The sequence below is a fragment of the Solibacillus sp. FSL W7-1324 genome (assembly GCF_038008025.1).
Classification (GTDB): domain Bacteria; phylum Bacillota; class Bacilli; order Bacillales_A; family Planococcaceae; genus Solibacillus.
The window spans coordinates 93,151-117,464 of the sequence record NZ_JBBOYH010000002.1 but is presented as its reverse complement, the minus strand read 5'-3'; the positions used below and the strand labels follow the sequence as shown (position 1 = coordinate 117,464).

At 34.7% G+C, this 24,314-nt stretch carries 25 protein-coding genes and 1 pseudogene; 22 read left to right on the top strand and 4 right to left on the bottom strand.

Features of this window, described 5'->3' with window-relative positions; all coding sequences use genetic code 11:
* Positions 1–5 precede the first annotated feature (5 nt).
* Positions 6–239, bottom strand: a complete 234-nt coding sequence (locus MKY71_RS19170) for a hypothetical protein (protein ID WP_340733749.1) — start codon at positions 237–239, stop codon at positions 6–8.
* Complete coding sequence (locus MKY71_RS19165) at positions 239–418, bottom strand: hypothetical protein (protein WP_340733747.1); 180 nt, start codon at positions 416–418, stop codon at positions 239–241. Before MKY71_RS19165 ends, MKY71_RS19170 begins: the two co-directional genes overlap by 1 nt.
* Positions 419–591: 173 nt before the next feature.
* On the opposite strand from MKY71_RS19165, the gene MKY71_RS19160 reads away from it, so the two are divergent.
* The 22 genes from MKY71_RS19160 (at position 592) to MKY71_RS19055 (ending at position 23,361) form a co-directional block, all read left to right on the top strand.
* On the top strand, positions 592–1,713 hold the full coding sequence (locus MKY71_RS19160; RefSeq protein WP_340733746.1) for a hypothetical protein: 1,122 nt from the start codon (positions 592–594) through the stop codon (positions 1,711–1,713).
* 860 nt (positions 1,714–2,573) lie between these two features.
* The gene (locus tag MKY71_RS19155) at positions 2,574–4,547 is read left to right on the top strand and encodes a DnaB-like helicase C-terminal domain-containing protein (RefSeq protein ID WP_340733745.1); all 1,974 of its coding nucleotides are present in this window, start codon (positions 2,574–2,576) and stop codon (positions 4,545–4,547) included.
* 324 nt (positions 4,548–4,871) lie between these two features.
* Complete coding sequence (locus tag MKY71_RS19150; protein WP_340733744.1) at positions 4,872–7,844, top strand: DNA polymerase III subunit alpha; 2,973 nt, start codon at positions 4,872–4,874, stop codon at positions 7,842–7,844.
* An 85-nt stretch (positions 7,845–7,929) separates the two neighbouring features.
* Complete coding sequence (locus tag MKY71_RS19145) at positions 7,930–9,543, top strand: hypothetical protein (RefSeq protein ID WP_340733743.1); 1,614 nt, start codon at positions 7,930–7,932, stop codon at positions 9,541–9,543.
* A gap of 116 nt (positions 9,544–9,659) precedes the next feature.
* On the top strand, positions 9,660–11,027 hold the full coding sequence (locus tag MKY71_RS19140; RefSeq protein ID WP_340733742.1) for an S-layer homology domain-containing protein: 1,368 nt from the start codon (positions 9,660–9,662) through the stop codon (positions 11,025–11,027).
* A gap of 269 nt (positions 11,028–11,296) precedes the next feature.
* Positions 11,297–11,476 (top strand): hypothetical protein, encoded by a 180-nt coding sequence (locus MKY71_RS19135; RefSeq protein ID WP_340733741.1) that lies wholly within the window; start codon positions 11,297–11,299, stop codon positions 11,474–11,476.
* A 74-nt stretch (positions 11,477–11,550) separates the two neighbouring features.
* Positions 11,551–11,730 carry a hypothetical protein gene (locus MKY71_RS19130; protein WP_340733740.1) on the top strand — a complete coding sequence of 60 codons (180 nt, stop codon included), beginning with the start codon at positions 11,551–11,553 and terminating at the stop codon, positions 11,728–11,730.
* Between the two features lie 39 nt (positions 11,731–11,769).
* A complete protein-coding gene (locus tag MKY71_RS19125) occupies positions 11,770–12,189 on the top strand; it encodes a sigma factor-like helix-turn-helix DNA-binding protein (protein ID WP_340733739.1) in 420 nt (139 codons plus the stop codon).
* Between the two features lie 1,185 nt (positions 12,190–13,374).
* Positions 13,375–13,728, top strand: a complete 354-nt coding sequence (locus MKY71_RS19120; RefSeq protein WP_340733737.1) for a hypothetical protein — start codon at positions 13,375–13,377, stop codon at positions 13,726–13,728.
* Between the two features lie 133 nt (positions 13,729–13,861).
* Entirely contained in the window at positions 13,862–14,242 is a 381-nt protein-coding gene (locus MKY71_RS19115; RefSeq protein ID WP_079524379.1) for a hypothetical protein, read from the top strand.
* A 175-nt stretch (positions 14,243–14,417) separates the two neighbouring features.
* Positions 14,418–14,624: a helix-turn-helix transcriptional regulator gene (locus MKY71_RS19110; RefSeq protein WP_340733734.1), complete on the top strand. Its 207-nt coding sequence runs from the start codon at positions 14,418–14,420 to the stop codon at positions 14,622–14,624.
* Positions 14,621–14,920, top strand: a complete 300-nt coding sequence (locus MKY71_RS19105; RefSeq protein WP_340733733.1) for a hypothetical protein — start codon at positions 14,621–14,623, stop codon at positions 14,918–14,920. The genes MKY71_RS19110 and MKY71_RS19105 overlap by 4 nt, the downstream gene beginning before the upstream one ends.
* Before the next feature lie 497 nt (positions 14,921–15,417).
* Positions 15,418–15,627, top strand: coding sequence for a hypothetical protein (locus tag MKY71_RS19100; RefSeq protein WP_079527240.1), 210 nt, complete (start codon positions 15,418–15,420; stop codon positions 15,625–15,627).
* 216 nt (positions 15,628–15,843) lie between these two features.
* Entirely contained in the window at positions 15,844–16,116 is a 273-nt protein-coding gene (locus tag MKY71_RS19095) for a hypothetical protein (RefSeq protein ID WP_340733732.1), read from the top strand.
* A 406-nt stretch (positions 16,117–16,522) separates the two neighbouring features.
* On the top strand, positions 16,523–16,708 hold the full coding sequence (locus MKY71_RS19090) for a hypothetical protein (protein ID WP_340733730.1): 186 nt from the start codon (positions 16,523–16,525) through the stop codon (positions 16,706–16,708).
* A gap of 459 nt (positions 16,709–17,167) precedes the next feature.
* Positions 17,168–17,419 carry a hypothetical protein gene (locus MKY71_RS19085; RefSeq protein ID WP_340733729.1) on the top strand — a complete coding sequence of 84 codons (252 nt, stop codon included), beginning with the start codon at positions 17,168–17,170 and terminating at the stop codon, positions 17,417–17,419.
* Between the two features lie 193 nt (positions 17,420–17,612).
* Complete coding sequence (locus tag MKY71_RS19080; protein ID WP_340733727.1) at positions 17,613–18,167, top strand: hypothetical protein; 555 nt, start codon at positions 17,613–17,615, stop codon at positions 18,165–18,167.
* A gap of 3 nt (positions 18,168–18,170) precedes the next feature.
* Positions 18,171–18,800, top strand: a complete 630-nt coding sequence (locus MKY71_RS19075) for a hypothetical protein (RefSeq protein ID WP_340733725.1) — start codon at positions 18,171–18,173, stop codon at positions 18,798–18,800.
* Positions 18,801–19,479: 679 nt separating this feature from the next.
* Complete coding sequence (locus tag MKY71_RS19070) at positions 19,480–19,782, top strand: hypothetical protein (RefSeq protein ID WP_340733723.1); 303 nt, start codon at positions 19,480–19,482, stop codon at positions 19,780–19,782.
* 687 nt (positions 19,783–20,469) lie between these two features.
* On the top strand, positions 20,470–21,204 hold the full coding sequence (locus tag MKY71_RS19065) for a PadR family transcriptional regulator (RefSeq protein WP_340733722.1): 735 nt from the start codon (positions 20,470–20,472) through the stop codon (positions 21,202–21,204).
* Positions 21,205–21,270: 66 nt separating this feature from the next.
* Entirely contained in the window at positions 21,271–21,459 is a 189-nt protein-coding gene (locus tag MKY71_RS19060) for a hypothetical protein (protein WP_065217372.1), read from the top strand.
* A 666-nt stretch (positions 21,460–22,125) separates the two neighbouring features.
* Entirely contained in the window at positions 22,126–23,361 is a 1,236-nt protein-coding gene (locus MKY71_RS19055; RefSeq protein ID WP_340733721.1) for an IS110 family transposase, read from the top strand.
* Between the two features lie 150 nt (positions 23,362–23,511).
* On the opposite strand, the pseudogene MKY71_RS19050 reads toward MKY71_RS19055, so the two are convergent.
* Together MKY71_RS19050 and MKY71_RS19045 are read right to left on the bottom strand one after the other, a co-directional pair.
* A pseudogene (locus tag MKY71_RS19050) lies at positions 23,512–23,712 on the bottom strand (3-hydroxyisobutyrate dehydrogenase); the annotation flags it as partial.
* A 363-nt stretch (positions 23,713–24,075) separates the two neighbouring features.
* On the bottom strand, positions 24,076–24,282 hold the full coding sequence (locus tag MKY71_RS19045; protein WP_340733720.1) for a hypothetical protein: 207 nt from the start codon (positions 24,280–24,282) through the stop codon (positions 24,076–24,078).
* Between the last annotated feature and the right edge of the window lie 32 nt (positions 24,283–24,314).

Below are 24,314 nucleotides of genomic sequence, written 5' to 3'. Positions count from 1 at the left end.
AATCGCTACAGCTTGTCAAAATCGTTATGAATGATTTCAAGACGTTCATTTAGCAAAGCGGGGTGGTCTTCTATTAATTGTCCTATTAAATGATTTATTTCAAGTAAGGTTAAATCTCTTTTTGGGATGATAAAGAAGCCCCCTAGATCAACTCCAACATGCCCGATGTGTTCATCTGCTAGATAAATATTATCCAACCATTTTGTAGGAATATTAATGACTCTATGGAATTTGAACATTATTTCCCTTCATCATATTGTGACATCGGTTCGAAAATTGAGGTAGCACCAGCTGACTGTTTACCACTAACTGAAATGGTGCCGGTTCCATCTTGAAGTAGTTTCATAAATGCTTCAACATACTTTTCTACTTCTGTACGGCCCGTATCATTCATTTCTAGCTCATTTAACTTTTTCACTCTGCTTCCTCCTAATAGAAACCTTATTATACCTATTAATTATAATGGTTCCGCGCCCAGTATTCTATGCTAATGGTAGAATGGTAGATAAAGCACTCGGGGAGTTATTGATATTTATAATTACTTAATGTTTAATGGATACATACGAATGCTATAAAGGTGAGGTGAAAGAATTGAATGATACGTTAAATGATAAATTAATTGAGGCTGCCAAACGTGACAAGCAACAAACCATGTTCGATGAAGAGTTTGAAGATGGGGCAGAAGAAACAACTGCTAAAAGCCCTGTAAACGATAGTAACGAAGATTCTTTTAAAATGGAACAGTTATTTAATAATCCAACCATTATGACGCAAACGCCTCAAAAAATAAAAACACAAACGATTAATAATAATATCCTTACAATTGACCCTGTCTCACGTAAGATTTTCGGAAATGAAAACTTGAATAACTCTATTATTGAAAATTCAACGACATATGAAGAAATGGTTGCAACAGGATATAACAAAGATGAACAGCCAATGCATGTGTTACTGACGTTGAATTTCGATGAAGAGGGCATTAAAATTATGAAACCTTTATCTATTTATGAGCGCCGGGTTCATGATGTCATTGTTTCGCTGTATGCTATTGGGAATACCTGTATTACCATACCCATGATTTATAGAGCGTTGACCCAATCAAAAAGTCGGACGAAGCAACCGACAGAAGTAGCGCGGAAAAAGATTGAAGATGCCGTTGATATGCTTTCGAGAACACGTGTAAAAATTAATGTTAGTGAGGAAATGGCGCAATATAAGGACATAGATCGTGCTGAGTACGAGGGGACAATCATTGCGATTGAATCATTAACTATTCAAGAGAAGGGGCATGAAGTTCGATACTTACGTTTTTTCCGAGAGCCGATTCTCCTTACATACTCCCGAGCAAAGAAGCAGGTTGTTCAGGTTGATCAAAAGTATTTTCAATTTGAAGGGAACAAGGGGGAAATGGTTCATGTACTTGCCGGCTATCTAATGTACCGGATACAGTACATGCAGCGTGTTCATAAAAGCAAACGAACACGTACACATCGTACCATTCTATTTAGCACCATTTATAAGCAAATCAAGTATACACAAGATAAAGATTCCGTATTAACAAAGCGTAAAATGCTCTATTATCGAACATTATGTAACGATATTTTAAAAACATGGCAAAACCTCGGATTAATAAGGGAATTTACCTTCCATAAAGAAAAAAATGAAGTTCGAAGCATTATTATTGAATTAGATGATGTGATTAAAATTAAGTAGAAAAAAGCTCAAGGATGATCTCTCAGATTATATCCCTTGAGCTTTTTTATTTATAATCATCAACATTTTTCCGCTGATTGCTGTGAAAGTATGTCTAGTTTTACGTAACCCCTATACTTTTTAGCCAAAAGTATGTCTAGTTTTACGTAACCTCTATGCTTTTATAGACGAAAATATGTCTAGTTTTACGTAACCCTTATGCTTTTTTAGCAAAAGTATGTCTAGTTTTACGTAACCTCTATGCTTTTATAGACGAAAATATGTCTAGTTTTACGTAACCCTTATGCTTTTTTAGCAAAAGTATGTCTAGTTTTACGTAACCTCTATGCTTTTATAGCTGAAAATATGTCTAGTTTTACGTAACCCCTATGCTTTTTATAGTCAAAAGTATGTCTAGTTTTACGTAACCCCTATGCTTTTTATGGTCATAAAGTATGTCTAGTTTTACGTAACCCTATGCTTTATATGTTTAAAAGTATGTCTAGTTTTACGTAACCCCTATGCTTTATATGTTTAAAAGTATGTCTAGTTTTATGTAACCTCTATGCTTTATATGTTTAAAAGTATGTCTAGTTTTATGTAACCTCTATATTTTTATAGTTAAAAGTATGTCTAGTTTTACGTAACCCTAAAATTTTTTTGAAAAATTTTTATGTCTAGTTTTACGTAACCAGTAGTCTAGTTCTGCGTAACCCCTAGTCTAGTTTTATGTAACCAGTAGTCTAGTTTTACGTAACCCGCCACTGTTCGAAAAAAAGCGCCAAACCCTTTACTGGCAAGGATTACAGCGATTTTCAATTTTTTACTTAAAATATATAAAATATATTAAATCTTTAAAATGCAATCTATTAAAAGCGAGATTGCTATTTTTATATTGCTGTTTTACACTGTACTCAAAACAGCGAGAAAGTAGTACCTGGGGGGTAGGTTCAGTCATGAAAGTTATCGACTTAGAAAAACAAATTGATCTATTCTCTTATATTTCTAAAAGCTATCACTTAAAAAAGAGTGGGCGCGGAAAATATTATTTTATCGAGCCTTGTCCAGTTTGCGGTCATAAAAATCACTTTGCTGTCGTACCCAGCACAAATAGTTTTGTCAGTTTTTCTAACTGCTGCACCGGGGGAGGACCTTATAAATATTTAATAAGTGTAGAGGGACTAGCTCCAAATGAAGCTTATAAAAAATTATGTGACCTGGCGGGTATCGCATTACCTGAGACGGATGTAACTGAAGATCGACTAAATGAATATAAAGAAACCCAAAAACAGCCGTCTTTAATACAACAAGTAGACAATCAACAAAATTTAAATGAATTTGTGAGCCAAAACTTCATAACGTTTATTCATCGGTATGCGAATGAATGGTGGGATTTCCAAAAACAACGGTATATATCAAATGACAACTTAATTAATCACCAAATTTTCATTTACAAATTTACAGATGGATTAAGAATTGTTTTCCCCGTTAAAAAACAGGGGCAAATTATTTCCTATTCGGCTAGAGCCTTAGAAGGACAAGAGCCGCGCTATCTCAATTCAGTTGGTCCCAAAGTTGAAGGGGATTTCTTTGGAGTCGATGTTTTAGAAAGTGACAGTAAAGAACCAATTATTTTAGTTGAAGGACAAATTGATAAATTAAATTTAGAAGCAATGGGGTTTCGGAGCATTTCAATAAATGGCACGCAAAATTATCCAGCTTTTATTGACTATGTGAAAAAAACAGGGCATTACGATACAGAAATTTTCATCAATGGTTTTGACAATGATATAGCTGGCGATAAACTATGCGAAAACAGTTTTTTTAAAAGACTTGCGATCCCCAAGCAATTTAGTGATATAAATGAGTGGTATGTTCATTCCATAAATGAACTTACAGAAGAAATGAAAGCACAAGGCAGCCTCGAATATACGCTATCTGAATCCAGCATTTATAAAAGTATTGCCAAGCAACTTTATAATCCGAGCCGAAAAGATAACGTTCTTGATTATTTAATGGGGGATTATCAGAAGGATTTAACAGCCTTTGACGATTGGCGTTCAACAAAAACCGGTTTCCACAATATTGATAAACATATTAAAAATGTAGAGCCGGGACTATATGTAATTGGAGGCGTTCCCTCCATCGGAAAAACAACGTTCCTCTTACAGCTTGCAAATGGACTTATACATAATAGCGATCGGGACGTCATTTTATATTCGTTAGAACAGAAAAAAGTAGAACTCGTGAAGAAAGAACTGAATCGTATTCAGAATTTAAATAAGTCATTAAAAACAATGGAAGATACCATGATTGCTTACGCCCCAGTTGCAGCGCGGTTCTCCATCGTAGAAGGTGGCTTTAATACAACGGTTACTTACATCAGGGAATATTTAGAGCATTTTATCCGAATGAATAAAAAAGCCCCGGTCATTATGATTGATTACCTCCAAATACTAGGTTCTGAAAATGAATTAATGAATGACAAAATGAAAGTAGACCGTAATGTTATTGCATTAAAGCAACTATCAAAAGATTTACAAGTACCAGTGTTCCTAATCAGCTCGTTAAACCGCGCGAATTATACGGAAGTCCTGAGTTTTGAAAGTTTTAAAGAAAGTGGCTCAATTGAATACTGCGCGGATCATGTATGGGGCATTCAATTAGACCTCGTAAATGAAATCAGTAATAAATCCAGCCTGACGATCAGCCAAAAACGTAAAAAACTAAATGATGAAAAAGCGAAGGAAATCCGAAACGTGGAATTACTCTCATTGAAGGGGCGAAATGTAATAGCCAGCTTTAGCGCAAAGTTCAAATACCATGCCAAACAGGATTATTTTAAGGAAATGTAAGTAAAATTGTTCCCCCTTATATAAGTGATGCTCACAAGCTCACATTCTCCGAAAAGGCAGGTAAATTTCATTAACACTTAACAATAAGTACCTGGAATGCTATAATCAAAATAGAATTTTTGTTATTTTACTTTTACTTTTATGTTGCTAAACCACTATGTCGGTTCAGCTCTTTTACACTAACTACTATTTAGTGAACACCGAAAACCTACAAGGGATTCGTCTGTTCACCGATAGTAGTTTTTTTCGTTTTCATAGAAAAAGAGTGAAGCAACATAATTCGTAACAATAATTCTTAAACATTTTTTAAGGAGAGATACGATTATGTACATTAATGTTAAAACTGAGGAAAGTATTTTAAAGAGCACAATTCGAAGCGAGGCGTTAGTATCGTTTTTAAAAGAACAAGGAGCTACAGGATGTGCGGTCACAAATGATAATTTATTTGGTTTCATTAACCGTCGTGATTTGTTCAAGAAAGAAGGATTAAATTTAGTGCCAGCATTATCATTTGAGTTAGATACAAATGATGTGTTACCACTACAAGTTTATGCGATGAATGAGAAGGGCTATAAAAACCTTATCAAGCTATCTAGTGCGATTAAAATGTCACCGAAGGAGAAATGTTCTTCTGACGATTTAAAAGCGTATAGCGAGGGTTTAAAGGCTGTTATTCCTTTCTATTTAGGAGATTGGCCCAAGTATTCTAATTTAAATTGGATTACGCCAATTTATTCAGAGGGAATTTACTTAGGCGTTATCCGTACAAATGGAGAAAAGCTTCAGATTGAGGAACAAACCCAAGTTGTTGCAGCTGATAACAACCTACCAATCATTGCAATGCACAATAGTTATTTCATTAGACCCGACCAAGCCAATGCTTACGCATTAGTGCGCGGTATCGACGCAGGTTCGATGGGCTATTTAACTGAGGAAGATAAAAATAGCTACATGCCAACGCAAGTTCAACTGTCACAATGGTTTAGCGATAAACCGCTTTGGCTTGAAAATGCACGTTCACTAATTGCATCAAGCAATATTAATTATCCTGAAAAGCGATTCCATATGCCTCAATTCCCGTTAGCAGAATGGAAGAATGATGCTGATATTTTAAGAGAATTAGCGACTGCAGGTTTAAAAGTACGAATAAACGGTGGAGTTTTTGGTGATATTCCTAGTCAGTACCAGGAACGACTAGATTACGAGATTTCAGTTATCAATGGGTTAGGCTTTGCCTCTTACTTTTTAATGGTATCTGATTTCATTAATTTCTGTCGTAAAGAAGGTATCTTAACAGGTCCCGGGCGTGGTTCGTCAGCAAGTTCTTTAGTTGCGTACAGCCTATACATTACCAATGTTGATCCATTACAGTATGACTTGCTCTTTGAACGCTTTTTAAATCCGGAGCGTATTACAATGCCTGATATTGACGTCGATATATTGGATACACGACGCGTTGAAGTCGTACAATATTTCGAACGTAAATATGGTTCACAACATGTGGCTCAAATTATCACATTCGGTACGCTTGCGATGAAAGCGGCTGCTCGTGATACTGGGCGTATGCTTCAAATGGAGCCAGCGGAATTAAAGCAAATGTCTACATTACTAGACCGTACAAGAAAAACGACGTTAAAAGAAGCTTATGAATGCTCACAAACATTAAGAGATTTCGTAAATAAATCGGATCGTAAGAAGCAATGGTTCAGCCTTGCTTACCAAATTGAAGGACTTACTCGAAATACTTCAACTCATGCTGCAGGTGTAATTCTTACGCCACAACCCTTAGTAGAATATGTGCCGGTTACAAAAGGTACTGATACAAAGCACATCACACAATGGGATATGAATGAAGTGGAGAGTCAAGGCGTTCTGAAAATGGATTTCCTCGGCTTATCGACATTACGTGTCATAGAGGAAGTTTTACAATCACTTGAAAAAACTTATGGAATCAAGCCAACGCTACATACTATTCCATTGGATAACCGCGCTACATTCGAGCTTTTACAGAAGGGTGCTGTTGAAGGGATTTTCCAATTAGAATCAGAAGGTATGCGAAACGCGCTTATGTCGGTAGAGCCAACATCAATCAATGACATTATTGCAGTAAACGCATTATATCGTCCGGGCCCAATGGAATTTATTCCTCAATACGCGGCACGTAAAAAAGGTGAAGTTCCTGTGGAATTTGTAGACGCTTCAATTCAAAACATTTTAGCAGATACATACGGGATTATTATTTACCAGGAGCAGATTTTACTTATTGCTCGTCAATACGCTGGCTATAGCTTAGGGCAAGCCGATTTACTACGTCGAGCGATCAGTAAGAAAAAACGTGAAGTATTAGAAGCGCAACAAAAGCAATTTGTAGAAGGTGCTGTTAAGCAAGGGCATACAGCTGAAAATGCTACGGCAATCTTTGAAGTAATTGTCCGATTTGCTGAGTATGGGTTCCCAAAATCACACTCGACAGCATACAGCATGATTACTTATCAAATGGCTTATTTAAAAGCGAATTACCCTTCACATTTCTTTACTGCCTTGTTAAACAAATCGGTGGGGAACGTGTCTAAAATCAAGACGCTTTTAGCTGAAATGAAGGAATTAGGCGTTGAGGTATTACCGGTCGATGTAACAATGAGTTCACATGAATGTAAGTCTGAGCAAGGGAAAGTTCGTCTCGGCTTTAATGTCGTAGGTGGAATTTCAGTCGCTACAGCTGACACAATCGCAAATGCGACAAAGAGCGCGGCGACAGTGAACGAATTTAAGTTTGCAATGAATGTTCAAAAATATGAAAAAGAAATTGAGTCACTAATTAAAGTAGGGGCATTTGATACAGCATATGGAACAGATCGTAATAGCTTACTAGCAGAAATAGCAGCTGGTGGCGACGATTTAAGTTTCTTCTTTGCCGAACAAACGGAGAAGGAAGTTGCAACGACTTCTAATTATGACTTAGAAATAAGCGTATTAGGATTTTCGTTAGAGAAACATCCAGTCGAAGCGTATCGTGCTAAAGGATATGAGCAAATGCTTAATAAGCTTACGGAAAACGAACAGGTGCAAGTAATTGGTCTGATTGAAGAAGTAAAGCCTACGATAACGAAAAAGAAACAAGAAATGGCCTTTGTAAAGCTGTCTGACGAAACCGGTACAGTATCAATTACTGTTTTCCCAAATGTTTATGCAGCCAACAAAGACAAATTGAATAAAGGGCAAATGGTACAGGTTGCAGGTAAGGTTGAAGTGAAGTACAAAAAGACTTCAATCGTGGCAAATACTATTAAGGCTTAGATATTACTGAAGGCGTCATATGATTAATTTTTATTAATTGTATAGACGCTTTCTTTCTAAATACTGACGAGAGAGGTTATGAAGAATGTTAAATATTGTTAATGAAATGCAGGAAATGTTCGATGAAATAGAATTGAGTAATGTAAAAAGGGCGTTTCGAAAATTATTCGAAAGCTATGTTGATTTAAACGATCCAGTTATTGAACAACGAGACAATGGTGAAAATGTGGAACATGACACTCGTATCATGTTGAGAAATGCAGTTATTATTCATTTAGTACGTGATTCATACGCTCGTAGCATTGTGTTACAAGAGTACGATAAATTGAATGAAGAACAGCAACTCCATATTCAACAGTACACAGCAAATTTATCGATCTGGCCAACAAACTTTAATGCTGAGGAAACATTGGCTTTATTGAAGCTACATGCTTTATTACATGAGGATAAGGACAATAAAACGCTGGAAAAGCTTATTAAAAAGGCATTTAACAAGTTGGTCCGAATAGTAGCGAATATGAAAGACTTTGGATTCCAGCAATTTGAGCAGTCCTACGGAAAGCATAGTAAATATACGGAGTTTGAATTTACAACGGCTATTTATTACCGCTTATTGAAGGGCAACAGTTTGGTGATTGCTGACGACTTTTTTGTGAGTTACTATCCAGATTTATTGGCGATTTCTAAATTACTCTTTGCAAATACACCACTTGTAGCGAATTGGTTTGAACATGCAAATGTAAAAGAGTCGCAAGTAGAAACAGCAAAAATTGAATTAACGGATTGGTGCAAGCAAGTATTAGGATTATCAAAAGTCCCGAAAGACCTTGAAATAAATGCGATATTATCGCTTTTACAAGTAAAGGAGCCGATTTTTGGTAGAACGGACCTGTTACGCTTGTACTTTAATGAGGTAACAATTTCGGACACTGAGCTGCTTAATCTGTATGTGAATTATCGAGAAGAATATGAAGACAATTCCTTAGAGAAGTTTTCAGTCCATCTAATCACATACTTTATTGAGCGATATAACCGCGAACAAAAAGAGTACTTATACAGTAATTTAGAGGGTTCTCTAAATCTATCTCCGACGGTTGGCAGTAAATACGCTGAAGAACAGATCCAGCAAGTTATCGCTTCACGAGAAGGTGTTATTTCTTCACTGGAACAAAAGCTTGCGAAAACTGAGAAAGTCTATGCGGATAAGTTAGAGCTGAATGCGCGGTCATATCAGGCACTTGAACGAAAGTATAAAGAGCTACAAAAGGAAATTGACGATACGACTGACCTTAAACGTGAAGTACAAATTCACCGAAATAACCTATATGAGCAAATGATTGAAGTCGATGCAGACGAAACAATGCCTGTTGATCAGACAGACTACGTTCAATTATTAAAAGATATGGACGTAACCCTTGCGCTATTTGGTGGTTATCCTTCTTTCCGTCAAAACTGGAAAGAAACATTCGGCAAGAATATTCGTTTAGTCGGCACTCGTGACTACTATGTAGACCTTAAATTTATTAATAATGTGGACGTTATATTATTCGATGGAAAATATAATAATCATGGTTTATTTGAAAACGTCATGGCGGCCTTAAAGTCAGACGAACCGATATTTAAACTATTACGTACAGGGCGTAGTATGAACTTAATTTGTAAAGACATTTACATGAAACTTACGAACTCTAAAAAGTAATCAAAAGCGTGCATAAGCTGTTATTTATACAGCTCATGCACGCTTTTTTGGTTTCTATGTTTTTGTAGTATAATTATGTATGTCATCCAAATTATTGAATATCAGGAGTGTATAAAATGAAATTAAAGAAAATTCTTATGACAAGTACCTTAATAACCGGCATTGCCTTTGTATCAAATGCGAGCTCCAATGTGTATGCTGCTTCAATCTTGGAAGTTGAGCCAAATGATACAATCGAAACAGCGCAACCAATCAGCTTAAATGGTGAAATAAAGGGGAATATTTCAAAAGTATATAAAGAACCTACAAATGAAGATTATTTAAAAATTACGGTATCACAAGATGGTATTCTGAATTTAAAAATGGATAAATCGGAGTCATTCGAAAATAAAATTCAGGTATTAGATAGTGAAAAGAATATTATTATGGATCGTAAAGTTGGTTTCACAAAGAACCTGGAGGATTCAATTAATTTAGGTAAAGGAGAGTATTATATTCGTCTCTATTTAGAGTATAATGCTGACGGCAACAAATCTTATGATTATAACTTAATTACTTCATTTAAACCCTATACGGCATCTTACAAAGGAGAGACTGAGGATAACGATACGATTGAAAGGGCAGATTTAATTGCTGTGAACACTACTTATCATGGTAGTTTATTAAAAAGTAACCACAGCGGAGATGAAATAGATATTTTTAAAGTTTCGATTCCTAAAGATACATATACATCGATTAACCTACACTTTGAAGATTCATTTTGGAATGTATCGCTATTAGATGCTAATGGAAAAGAGATACAGTCTGATTATTCACAGGGCAGAACAGAATCCCATACATTTGATGGTCAATTCAAAGCCGGTGATTATTATATTAAAGTGGATACATATTTTGATTATGGGAACTTAAATTATTCAATTAGAGCTGATATTTCAGAAGTAAAGAGCTTCAAGGATATATCAAAAAATCATGAATTCTACAAAGAAATCTCGATGGTTCGTGAATTAGGTATTATCAATGGCTATACAGATGGAAATTTCCGTCCTAATGAAAAAATAAAACGTAAACATGTAGCGGCAATGATTAATCGCGCCGGGGCTACTTTAACACCAATCCGTAAAATGACGTATTTCTCAGATTTACGTGTTACCGACAGTGCATATGATTCAATAAGAAAATTATATGCTGCTGGTGTCATTGATGGTAATGGAGACAACTTTAATCCTGAAAATTCCTTAACACATGCTCAAATAGCTAAGATTTTAGTGAACGCTTTTGGTTTAGAAAAAAATTCGGATAAAGTTTATTCATTTTCTGATGTGAAAAAATCAGCTTGGTATTATGATTATGTTCAGATTTTAGCAGAGAACGGCGCTACCTTAAATTCTAAAGGGAAATTCAACCCAAATTCGCCAGTTACCCGCGCGGAATTGGCAGTATTAATTTCACGAACAATTGAAGCTTCAAAAATTATCCCTTTATAAAAAATCTAAAAACAATAGTGATAACACATTTCTCTTAGAGGAATGTGTTATTTACGTTTCCCCAATTTCCATTGCGAACATACATGACGCCTCTTTGCGATAAAAGATAATGTAGTACATACATAGTAAAAATGACGATCTGGCTGAGATCATTTATACTTTCTTGTAATGAATAGTTGGAAACTTTACATTTTAAGTGATTATTTAATGAAATAGGAGAAACAACTAAACTATTGAACAGTTTAAATTAATAGAAGGTGGTAATAAATATGAAGTTCTTTACAGTTGAAAGTTTAAATGTGCTTTACATCAAAAATCACGATGTATTTAAAGAGGTAACAGGAATTAACCTGGAGGGGCAAGACAACAGTGAAGTAGTAATGCTAACAGAAAGCCAAATCGATGAAATGGTTGCTCTAAAAGCATTTACGGCGGTTGTGAAGTATTAAATTGCTTCAGGTACGTATGTTATTGAGCGCGGTTGCATGTATGAAAGACATAAATAATGTAGGGAAGTGTTTGAATGACAAAGAAATCACCCATAAGTGACATTTCTAAGATCCAGCAACGTGCAAGTTTATTAGAATTAAGAGCAATGCAGGCGCAACAAAAAGGCAATTTAGTTAAAGCTAAAGACTTAAAGGTTGAAGCTATGCATTTATCGGTTAAAATGGACCAATTAAATCAAGATTTAAAAAAATAAAAGGTATAGAACTTTAAAAATGGAAAAGGTAAAAGTATTATGAAATATCAATATACAGCTCGTCAAAAAGAAATCGTTGAGCTTAGGAGACAGGGTAAAACCTTTCAGGAAATCGGAGTGCTATTAGGTGTAACCAAGGTTACTGTTCGTAGACTATACCAAACAGCTGTAAGGCGTCACAATGTTGCAGAAGTACGTTCGGAAGTCTACACGAAACGGCAATTAGAGGTAGCTGAATTACATGAAAAAGGACTTTCATTTAGGCGAATAGGGGAAATCTTAGGTATTCAACATATTACAGCTACTCAACATTACAAAGCGTATATTCAAAAGTTTACAGTCAATACGATTATTCAAGAATTTTCAAACGGGAAATCGATTAAGGAACTTTCAGAGACATACGATTGGTCTGAGGAAACAATTGAACAATATGTAAGGGTATATAAAAAGCGCTTATAACGATTTGGGGTAGGAATGATTACACATTTCTACTTTTTTTATTTCTACTTTTGTTCGTAATGCACTTTACTTTCCTTTTATAGCTTTGAAATATAAGATTAATTTTTTCCTCCTGTGTTACTCAACAATTGCACCCAGATTGTGGAATAAGGGGTCGTCATATTCATGTGGTATACTAAATACGATTTTGAGTACGGGACTAGATGAAGCTTTGAAATAAAGTTTGCTTAAAAATCCCTCGTAAATACTTATTTTACATTTAATAAGAAGAATCTATTTTGAAAAAAGATTAATCAAAATAGATTCTTCTTTAGCTATTTTAAGTTTGGTTTTATAAAAATGTTTAATCATTTTCTATCTGCGTTCCTCCTTAAAATCGCCCTATTATTGAAATTACATACCTCACATTCGGGCTATAATTATAAAAGTAGTCCATAAGAAACCCAATCCTAACGCTAAAATGGAGAGTGTCCTAAGTAAATTAATTGAATAGGAAAAGATACCTTTTGTATTACAATCTCTTTTTTTCAATGATAGGATAATGAACATAACACCTAATAATCCAACTAAATAAGTAATGGTAACTCCTATCCAATACCACGTTAATCCGTCACCCCAATACGCCATCTTCTGAAATTTAATGCTGAGATAAAATACTCCAACCGCACATAATAAAGAAAATAACGTATTAAAAATTAATTTAATATCAACCGAATTCAATGAAACTCACCTCCGTTTCCAACAAATTCAAACTTGTATTTCCCTACAATCCAATCTACTTACAAATTCTTACTCGAAAAAATTTATCTTTGTTAACGTCTCTAGTATCCCGTTTGTGTAATTTTACACTAAATGTGTCATTTGTCAATAATATATTCTAAATGGTTAAGGAAAAAAACAACTACTCGTTACTGAGTTTTAACATGCTACAAACGGTAATATGATAATAGAAAAAACCCATACATTTTCAACAAAGTGATTAAATGTGTGGGCTTGTGTTTTTGTAAAAACGGTACATCTTTTTTATAAACGGTACGACTTTATTTTAAATCTACACTAGACTGTAATTATGTTACCAAACGTCGGTTTGGGAAGATTATACTTCAACTAACGCAGCAGTTAAGTTGAACAGTTTAGTAACAAAACTACTGTAAAAAATGACCAATTAAAAAGGAGGTTGTGTTTTTGAAAGTGAAGCATATCTGGTTTTTTATGATTATCTGCATTTTACTCTTTGTTACGGCTTGTACAGAAAATGAAGTAGAAGGTAATGAAGTGAAAAAAAATGATGTATATACCGAGGTCAGAGATGTGGTAATGGAATATTTCGAACAAGAGAATTTGAATCAAAACTCAGTAAATGAATGGAAAAACGCATCGGTGAAAAAAATTACGGCTGATGAAACATATAAAAATTTAGATAAATCATATTTAGGGCAAGAAATATTTGTAGTTACGATAGTAGATGCACTTGCTACACCACTTGTATTTGTTGACCCGAACACATTAGAAGTGATAGGGATTATGCCAGGGGAATAATAGTTCTGTTCTTTGACTAACGTAACAGACCTTTTTGAAATGTGCCCAAACATCGCTTTGGGAACGATTTTAAAAGGACATTAGAATGTTAAATCGAATATAGCTTATATAACTGTTTAAAAGGTGGTGACTTATGAAGAGATTATTAATAACATTCGGACTAATCGTAGTATTGGCTGGAGCATTTGTATTTTACAACAAACTTTATTACCCTCCGTTACCAATAGAAACTATAAGCAAAAAAGAAGTGATTGAAAAACTAAATAAATCTGACGAAAAAATCATTAAATTAACTAGTGAAAACGGGAAAGAATGGTACATAGTAAACGAGCAAAATCAATCTATTGTTGATGAAATAATCATAGATATGTTGAGCCCAAAAGAATGGGTATTCAAACGAAAAGATGGAAGTGGACTCTTCTTTGAAAAACAAGGTGAGGATTTGATTATCACAACACAAAAATGGACGGGTGATTATTCATTAGTTGATATTCCAATGAAATTTGACGAATAAAATATACATTTCTTTATTTAATAACGTTCCCAAATGACACTTTGGGGATGTTCATCAGCAGCCAAGACTACTACACAAGTCTTGGCTGCTTTTTACATCAATTAAAATGCATAATATTCTTTACATATTGTTAAAAATACATTACAATCCATTTATAGGGATAGGTGGTTATAAAATGTTAAATAATGAAATTAATGTATTTAGAGCGAAGAAGAAATGGACACAACAACAATTAGCGGACCAGATAGGGGTAAGTCGTCAAACAATCGCAGCTATGGAGAAAAACAAATATAATCCATCATTAATTCTGGCTTTTAAAGTTGCGAATGCATTAGATATTCCTATTACAGATGTATTTAATTACAAGGAGGATAATAAATGAGCTTAATTTTAGAATATGTAATTTACTTCTTAGTTATATTGGTAATAGTAGCGGAGATTTATAAAATTAGATTTGAAGGTAATAAGGAATCTAAAGATGAACGAGGATTACAGCTGATATATAAATCTAAATCCATTTCTTATTCAATCTTGTCGGGTGGAATTATAATAGGAGTCGTCTTAGTTGGTGCATTGAAAATAGTTCCAATAGAAGCTTTTATACTGATTATTATGATAACATATTTTATTCAAAGTATAGCTTCAAGTGTGTATTTATTTCACTCAAGAAAAATTTGAATCTATCATTTGTGCAACAAGGATTAATAAAGCATACAAAAATCAACATCATAATGTTCCCAAATCAAAGCTTGGTAACATTTAAAACAGCGACAAGCACTGTTTAATCAGTATTTGTCGCTGTTTTTATTATAAATAACGCTCTGAGACGCTGCGAGAAATTATTTTAAAGAGGACTGCTCAAGAATCTCAATCAGCTAACGAGCAGTTTAATAACCGTATTATGTGGTTTTAGAACTCTTATACAGGCATATACTCAATTTAAAGAAGGAGTGTACTAACTGAAAAAGAGTAAAGTCATTTTAATTGGGACCATTCTAATTTTATTTGTTATAACCTTTCTTTTTATCAATAACTTCTCATCAAAAGGAGATATATCCGAAGCTCTACCTACGATAAGTGCACAGCAACAAGCAGAAAATGAAAAAAAATCTAGGGAGATTGAAAATTTCATCTATGGAGATAGCGGTATTATTAAACAAGTAAATGATGAATTAGTGAAAAAAGGTTATAGATTTCAAACGTTGGTTATGGCAAATTCTATGAATGATGTTCAGGTGAAATATATCTTAAACAATAAAGACGCTACTGAATCTGAACAAGAAGTGGTAAAATCAATTTTCTTTCAGATAGTTAAAAAGAATAATTTAGATTCAAATGCATTTATTCTTAAAGTGGCTGATAGTGATGATGGACCAGATTGGTAATTAAGTGTTTTTTTACTAACGGGTGCTTTAGTGTAATTTATAGCGTATACAAAACAAACGTAAATAACGTTCCCCAATGATACTTTGGGAGCCAACACCCCTTATTCAATTGAATAGGGGTGTTTTTAGCTTCTTATGGAAAGTAAGTCCTCAAACTACGCTTTGGGGACATTTTTGATATAATAGTGTATCTAAAAATTTATAAGGATGTATGCATTGAAAAAATATCTAAAGGGTTATGCATTAGGAGTCTTATTTGGTTTAATCTTCACTTCACCGTCATTTGTTACACAGGTTCCGTTGTCGTTCAAACAGCATTGGATTGCATTAATAATATTTATACCTGCTATTGTTTATTTTTGCTTAAGTTATAGTGAATATAATGAAATTTCTTTCAAAAAGGAAAATATTAAAAAGGGTGTGTCTTTTGTAATTGGCATTATTTTAAGTTTTTTAGCAGTTGATATAATTTGGGGCTTGCCAGTTTAACTTGTTATACAACTTTATACCGAAAAATGTTCCCAAATGAAAGTTTGGGAATACACTAAAATGCGAGAAACGTTGACTTAATAGCGTTTCTCGCTTTTCTTATGGAACATTGTTTATACGTGATTTTATGCAAGACAATGAAACGTTGCTAAAGCAGCTTTTATACTTGCTGGGCATGATCTTTAATTTGCATAAAAACTTGTATAGCCATTCTTTTATCGGTATAAATCTGTATCTTCTTTAAGACTCCCCCACGAAAAATTGTTGCTCCATATGGCCCTTTTGTGAAACAAAAAAAACCTGCATCTTTTAAAAAACCACACCTTTGTAATGAGTAAATTTTACGGATTGTCGCGGTGTGCATATAATTCAGGTAGCAATCAATCGTGAGAGGAAATGACAATATATGATTAACACTACACCAATTGAAGAAATGACAAATGAAGAAATCTACGCTGAGTATAAGCAAGTCAGTAAAATCATTCGGGACTATGATAATGGCGTTGTGAAGTTGGAAAATTATGAGGATCGTAACAAGTGGGTTCCGCGTTGTAGAGAACTGCACGTGCATATGATTGGGGCTTTAAAGTAGGTCAGAAAGTCGAAACATCTGTATGGCAAAAAAGAAGGCAAGCAGCCATCATTACAGAACATGATGCGGTGGAGAATAAATTCCTTATCGAGAATGATAAAGGTTGGGAAGTATGGGTAAGAGGGATAAGCATTAGGGCAATTCAAGAAGATGAACAAGATTTAATCATGCTAATAAGTCATAATGAGTCTAACAAGCCGAAACAATTAATGTTATTTTAGTAACTGTTTTTTTGTTCTAATTGTGCCTGGCATAAAATTTCACCAAACATAATATATTATAGGAAAAGTAGTAATCACTAGCTTAAAATTTTATACCATTTTACCGAGTATTTAGTCCGTCCGGATTAAATACCTTTTTTTTTAATATATTGTAAGTATGGTAAAATAGAGTTACGTGATAGTGTTGCTCTCCCTAAACAAGAAAGGGGGTGGCGACATTAAAAGTAAGCATAACGGAATGGCAATTCTAACACTTCCGATCACTGTACCACTAGCTATTATCTTTGCTAAAGGCAGCTTATCAGAACCGATAAAAAGTTTATTCAATGCTGAAACCCCAACGTTCATACTTATCCTATTGGTGACAGGTCTTTATCTGTACCCGTTAGCAAGTGGCTTTGGCATCCATTTTAAATGGGAATCAAAGCAAAAACATAAATCTGTAGAGATTTGGATTGATAATCGTAAAAATGAAAAAAAACAACCATAATGAGCGTGTGAGCTAATCAGGTCGTTTTTAATCATGATTATTATATTGGGAGAGATAACAGTTTAAAGTACTGGCATACTTTAAAAGCTATCACGTTCCCCTTGCATGATGTAAGGGGATTTCTTGTTACTAAAAAGATAGCACATATACATTGTATTTTCAATTATTCAAATTAATGAGGGAGTACAACCTTATGGGAGATATATATAAATTCGTACCGCGTACAAATAAAGCTGTTTCAACCGGTACGATAGTTAAAAAGGCGATTAAAAAGCCAACGATAGAGCATGAAAGCGTTCCGGAGGCTGATAAGCCATATAAATTAGTCTTCACCAAGCAGTTTAACAGCAGCCACACAAAGCCACATATCGTTGAAATCGAATTTCAAGTGAAGGATCATGCATTTAGACAGCGCATTAGCAATATTTTTGATACGAACAATTTTGAAGTAGCTTATTGCTTTATAAGTGAGATCGTTGCTGGTGAATTACAGGTAAACGCATTTGTTGAGCTGACACATTGGCATATGGCGAACAAAAAAATCATGCTATCAGTATGCTCGAATGAATTTTTTGAGCCTGCAGGTAAGTTCAGTTTAGTCGAGTTTTCTACCGTAACCGTCGAATTTACTTATGAACGTTCAACTGAAGCATTTATTCAAGCTTTCGAAGAAACGGTATTAGCCTTTATTGATAAAAAATACGACGACTACTTGAAGTTAAAAGCTCGTTTGTTAAGGAGAGAATAGCGTATGCCTACATACTATTTCAGTGTGATGATAAAAAATGAAGTTGTTCAAACGTATGGAATATATGGATTGACGCGGAAAGCTGCGGAAAATACATTCATACTTAATCAATTGCCCCCATTAAAAGAGCTCGGGGAATTGGAGTTTGTTCAGATTACGAAAGAAGAGCATATAACGTATCAGCAACAGCTTATACAGAACACAGTTAAGTACAACGACCAACTGAAGAAAGATCAATATGTTGAGAAGCTCAACCTGGCATTACAAAAGGCAATTAATTATGATGTAACGCGACTCGAAGAGTATTTGAATGAGCGTGATTTAGATGAAGTAAGACAACGATTATTAGATGGGTTGCTGCAGGCGTTTAAAGCCATTACGTTGCAAGATTTATCGGATGCCAAACACTACCGTCATTTGCAATTCATCTTAATGGATATGCACAACGATGTGGAGCGAGAAAAAGCGGTGATACCGGACCGGGAAGGGCAAGTCAAAGTATTAGCCAATATCATTAATGAAATCCGGTCCATTTTAACGGTAGCAGTCGAAAATCAAGCGATGTTTGATTGTTATGAATTGTTCATACTGTTTAATACATTCGAGAATTATTATGAATACATAAGTGAATGAGAGTAGGGGGGCGTTCAATGAACGCCTCTTTTCTGCTGTTTAAATACGAATTAATCGACAAAATGCAACAAACACGAAAATGCTCATTTTAATGTTTAATTACTTTAAATAGTCAAAATTATTATAGTTAAAGCAAACATTTGATAGAATATAGGACAAACCTAGTATTTTATAGGACTTTTCAATATTGTATTAATCGACAACCACATGTATAATTACAATAGACCTCGATAGACCATATACGGGGGGAACACCCATGTTTTTCTCTCCCGTCTGGTTGTGTATTCCTGACGCCATGTGTTGCGTCGCATGCACGCTCTAGTTTCTCCTTACCCTGCGGCTCTTTTTTTTGGCCACAGATAGATTGAGTTTATTTTCCGAAGGAAATTTCCGTTTCGCTACGCTCATGAAGATCCAACCTACCAACCACGCACCCATCCCACGACGACGAGTAATTTCTCGCCTGGGAGTGCAATGGACAACGACGGATGGCTTCCCGTTCATCCGCAGGGTAAGGATAGATTAGAGCCGAAAGGGATCGAACAACCCGAAGCAAACCAAAACAAACGGCCCCGGGCCCACTCGGGGTGGTAAAGAATGTTTGTATATGGGCTATCGAGGTGAGTTGTCGTAATACATAAAATGCAGTAAAAGCAATAGTTCAGGAGGATTTTCTAGTATGCCAAACATTTTACATCAAACACATTTAGATTCTTCCCTTCTTAGAGATTGTCGCGATGTGCTACAGATCGTTAAAACGAAATACAATAATCAACTTTGCAGAGTCGAAAGCTTACAGTTCGATTATGAACACAATATGTATAAGAATAATGCCGCCGATGTCGGCAAATTTCCGAATCGTTTCCGAATCGCCGTTAAATTTCTAATTGATAACCGCGTTCTTGAACCAAATGAGTGCCTGGTCAAATTAAATAATGAGCGGTTACATGAATTTTTCGAAAAGCTGACGAGTAATTCTTAACAGGAAGGGTTTATCCGGAACCAATAGCAGTACATAATCGTTGGTGAAGGCTATTCACTCAATCAATCGTACCGAGCCGAAATGGTGAATCTCCGGATGTTCAACGCATTAAGCTTAAAAGAGGAAGGTTAGTTATGAAAATTATAGATGCTGAGTACATTATAAAAAAATACAACGAGGGTACACCATTTTCGCCGCAAGTAGTTAAGGAAGCTCAAAAGACACTTCTAGGTTCAACCCCGGTGAATTACAACTGTAATACATGTAACAACGAATTTTACACTGTACAAGGTAGTCCAGAGCATGAAAAGCAGCTTTGCTACACATGTTTAATCGAATTATGTTGCCAATAGTTCCCTCCGGGGAACTTTTTTATTTGTTTTAAAGTATTGGTGGCAAAAAACAACCAAATTTTTACCTTACTAATACGGTTTTAAGTATTATTTTTCTCCAGCTTCAATTCCTTCTTTAAATTCTTCATATTTATACATAAAAACTTTTGTATTTTTATGTAATTACTTCCTATTCCCATTTTTCTATTGCTTTTGTTGTATTTTGTTTTATTTTTTTTTAGTATCTTTAGTAATATTTTTTTCATTCTATAGATAGTATTGAAATTTATTATTCGTTATAATGTATAAATAACTGCCCCCAGTTTCCGAACGATTATAGAAGGAGGGGAATCATATGAACGCTGCGGTTAAAGAGGAAAGGTTCAGCATTAAAGATACGATTATCGCATTATGGTTATATACGGCTTCTAAAGAAGAAACGAACCCTAAAGCACTTTATGATCTTTATACGACTGAGTTTGAACATAGCAAAGGCTCGTATGATTACATTGCACGTATAGCGAAAGAATTAGAAGCTAAAGGCTATTTAGCTTTAAATATGGATAAGCACATGAAGTTTTATCGAACAACAAGTGAAGGTAAAAAAGCATTACACTCTATGACGGTGCAATATGAAACGCTATTTACTGAATTACAAATTGTGCTTAATCGTATCAGTGATATGCTTTCAAATCATACCGGCAGTGTTCTTTTGGCTGAAAATGAGCTACCAGCAGCGCTTCGAACTTACTTTTCGAAATTAATCTCTGTTAAAGACCTCGTACGCTACATGGTGTTTTACATTGGTTCGAATCGAACAGAATTTTATGCTGCAGAAGTAAATGAGCAACTTAAATTACGCTTTGGCTGGCATGTGTCTAACGGTTATTTATACGACATTGTACGAGAAATGGAAACTGACGGAACAATAAAGGGTCGATGGGAAGATACTGAAAAACGCACGAAACGACTCATTCAGGTCACTGACGAGGGAATGATTTTTAAAAAGCGTGTAACGGCCGATCTCTTTACACAAGTAAAGAATGTACAAAAATACATAACCTCTATGCTGAAATTCATCAAGAGCTAATCAATTTTTGTCATAAGTGCCGGTCGTTAGTATAATGAAACAAAAACAACTAACAGGTGATTAAAAATGACGACTTTTGATATGGCAGTAATTTTACAAAAAGCAGTAATCTTAAATGGTATTATTGCGAAAGGCTCTCCGAAGGAACGTAAAATGGCGATTATGGAATTTAATGAATTACGTCCGACGATTGAATTAATTGCTAACAGCAATCCAAATGTGTTTACTAATCGTAATACAACTGAAATTTTTTAATAGAGGTAAATATTTAGTCTTATACACGCTGCAGGTTCTTCCTTGCAGCGTTTTTTTATTTTTACAGCAAAGAACTAAGGCTCGTCATATTCATGTGATTTCATACTAAAAAAAGAAGTTGCCAAACGTCGGAGATATAAATATGGGTATTTTCAATATTATTGCGACTATATTGTTTATGTTTTTTTTACTAATGTACTCTAAAAAAGATAGTAAGTTTTTAAAGATTTTCTCAGTATTCGTTGTAATATCAGGGATAATTGTATTTGTAATCACAACCTTTAAATCCGATTAGCCATTCTTTTTTGTCGGTATAAATCTGCATCTTCTCTAACACCCCCCAAGAAAAACGTTGCTCCACAATATGGCGCTATAACGGAAAAACCCAATCTTCTTATTGAAGAATCGCGCCCGATCGTATTATTAGGTCAGCCAGAAAATATTTCTGGTTGACCATTTTTTATATCGATATATGATAACGGTAGCCGGGGTAGAACGTTCGCGCCCGTGGGGCTAAGACCCCGTCCGCAAAACAGTTCGCCCCCTACTTGTAGAAACATGTTTGAGGCTGGTTGGGACATTGATCTCGTATAACAAGCGAAGCTATGACACTACAAAGAGGATTTAGGGGTTACCGGCAATTATCATTTTGAAGGAGGAATTATAATGAATCCAGTCATCGGTCTGGATGTAGCTAAAGGTGAAAGTCAGGTTCAAGCATACTTGGAAAGAAAGAAGCCCTACAAGAAAAGTTTCAAAGTAAAACATGATCTTGATGGGTTAGCTAGTTTATTAGATTTTATTAAAGAAATAGAAGATATTTCAGGAGATCGTCCCCCTCTTGTTATGGAATCAACAGGCCATTATCACACACCTGTTGTTCAATATTTTGAGGAAAAAGGCTATTTAATCATTATCGTAAACCCACTCATTTCTTATAAAGCAAAGAGTTCTAGTTTACGAAAGGTAAAAACAGATATCATTGATGCCAATCATCTCTGCGAGCTTTATTACAAGGAGGATTTAGAGCCTTATAAAAAGCGTGGTATCCAACTTGCGAACTTACGTCATCTTACGAGACAGCACGATAATATTACAGGCATGTATGTACAAACTAAACTACAATTTCAGACAGTTTTAGATCAAATTTTCCCTGAATATAGTAATGTTTTTGGAGACTTATATTCGGATGTTTCTTTAAAAATACTACAGGCATTTCCTACTTCAGAAGATATATTGAAAGCCAATAATGAAGCATTAACAACTAAAATAAAAGAATTCTGTAATTCTCGTTCTCTACAATGGGCAAATCAACAGGCCGAAAAACTAATGACTGCAGCAGCTCAAAACCCTTTTCAGAAGGCTTTATATTCTAGTCTTTCCCCAAGCTTAGATATGTATATTAATATGCTCTTTGAATACAAAAAACATCTATCCCTACTTGAAAATGAGATAGATGCTTTAGCAAAAAGTATTGAAGAATCGAAGATTATACGAACAATTCCCGGTATCGGAGAAAAAATCGCTGCCACGATTGTATCTGAAATTGGGGAAATTGAAAGGTATAATCATCCTAAAAAACTAGTCGCATTTGCCGGTCTTGATCCAAGTGTCTTTGAATCTGGCACATTCAAAGGTACTTATAACCGAATAACCAAAAGAGGATCCAGCAGACTCCGGCAAGCTTTGTATATGGCTGTTAAATGTGCGATTCGTGACTGTCGAAAACAGAAAACAACGGATGAAATCCTGCCCCGGAATAAGAAATTACGGGCGTTCTATGATAAAAAACGTGAAGAAGGAAAACCGTTTAAAGTAGCTGTAATAGCTTGTGCAAACAAACTCTTACATTGGATTTATGCACTTTTAAAAAGTAAAACTTCTTTCCAAGACTTAGCTTAATATAACAATTTAACCAAACACACCTGAACTTTCCAAATGAGATATTTGGACGGTTATTTGGTATGCGCAAATTTAGTATAACATGATATTTTTATTAATTTTAATATAAATTATTGACAACTATTAGCTGGTTTTGTGGAATAAGGATTGCTGTTGTCTCCAAGAATCATTTAAAGAGCCAATATCAACTGCATCGAAACCTAGCTCATTTACTAGGACCATGATTATTTGTTTTTGTGATAGGTCATTACCAGCAATTGTCATGGCAATGCGACCACTAGTCCCTTCTGAGGTACCTTTATTTTCTAAAGTATAAGCTAATAGATTGTTGAAGGCTTTAATGATTGATTTATTTTCCCCTCCTTTCTTTTAAAAAGACTCCTACCATAGATAAGTGCAAAGGTACGGATGACATAAAAATGATGAAGAAACAGTACATCAAGGAACTGATTGAGAAGGTAAGGGGAAATAGTTTTAGATTCTTCAAACGATAAAGAAAAGAGAATGTTTTCTAATACTGGTAAGCATAAAAGGCTACTGTATCAACTATTTGTACTATTTGAATAAAAAGCTGTATAAACAATAAAGCTCCAAAAAAGCCGAACTTTGATTTAACACTCGTTCGTGCTTTTTATTTGGTAACTTTGCATACTTAACGTTGTAAATGCATAAGTCTGAAGCAATCCCTTATAAAATACTAGGAAAAAAAACATGCTACTTTCTATTCTTCAAAAAATTATGTAGGGAAGTAATGATAAACGTTATAGCTATTACTCCTAAAATGATATTAGTTATTACTAAAGTATTATTTAGTTGATCTATATAAGCTTGAACTAGTTGCAATTCTCTTTGTGTATTGTCAGCAACTCTACCAACTTCACTAATTAAATTATTCCATTCTAATATCGATAATTCATCCATTCTATTACACTCTCCTAAATCAATTTGTATAA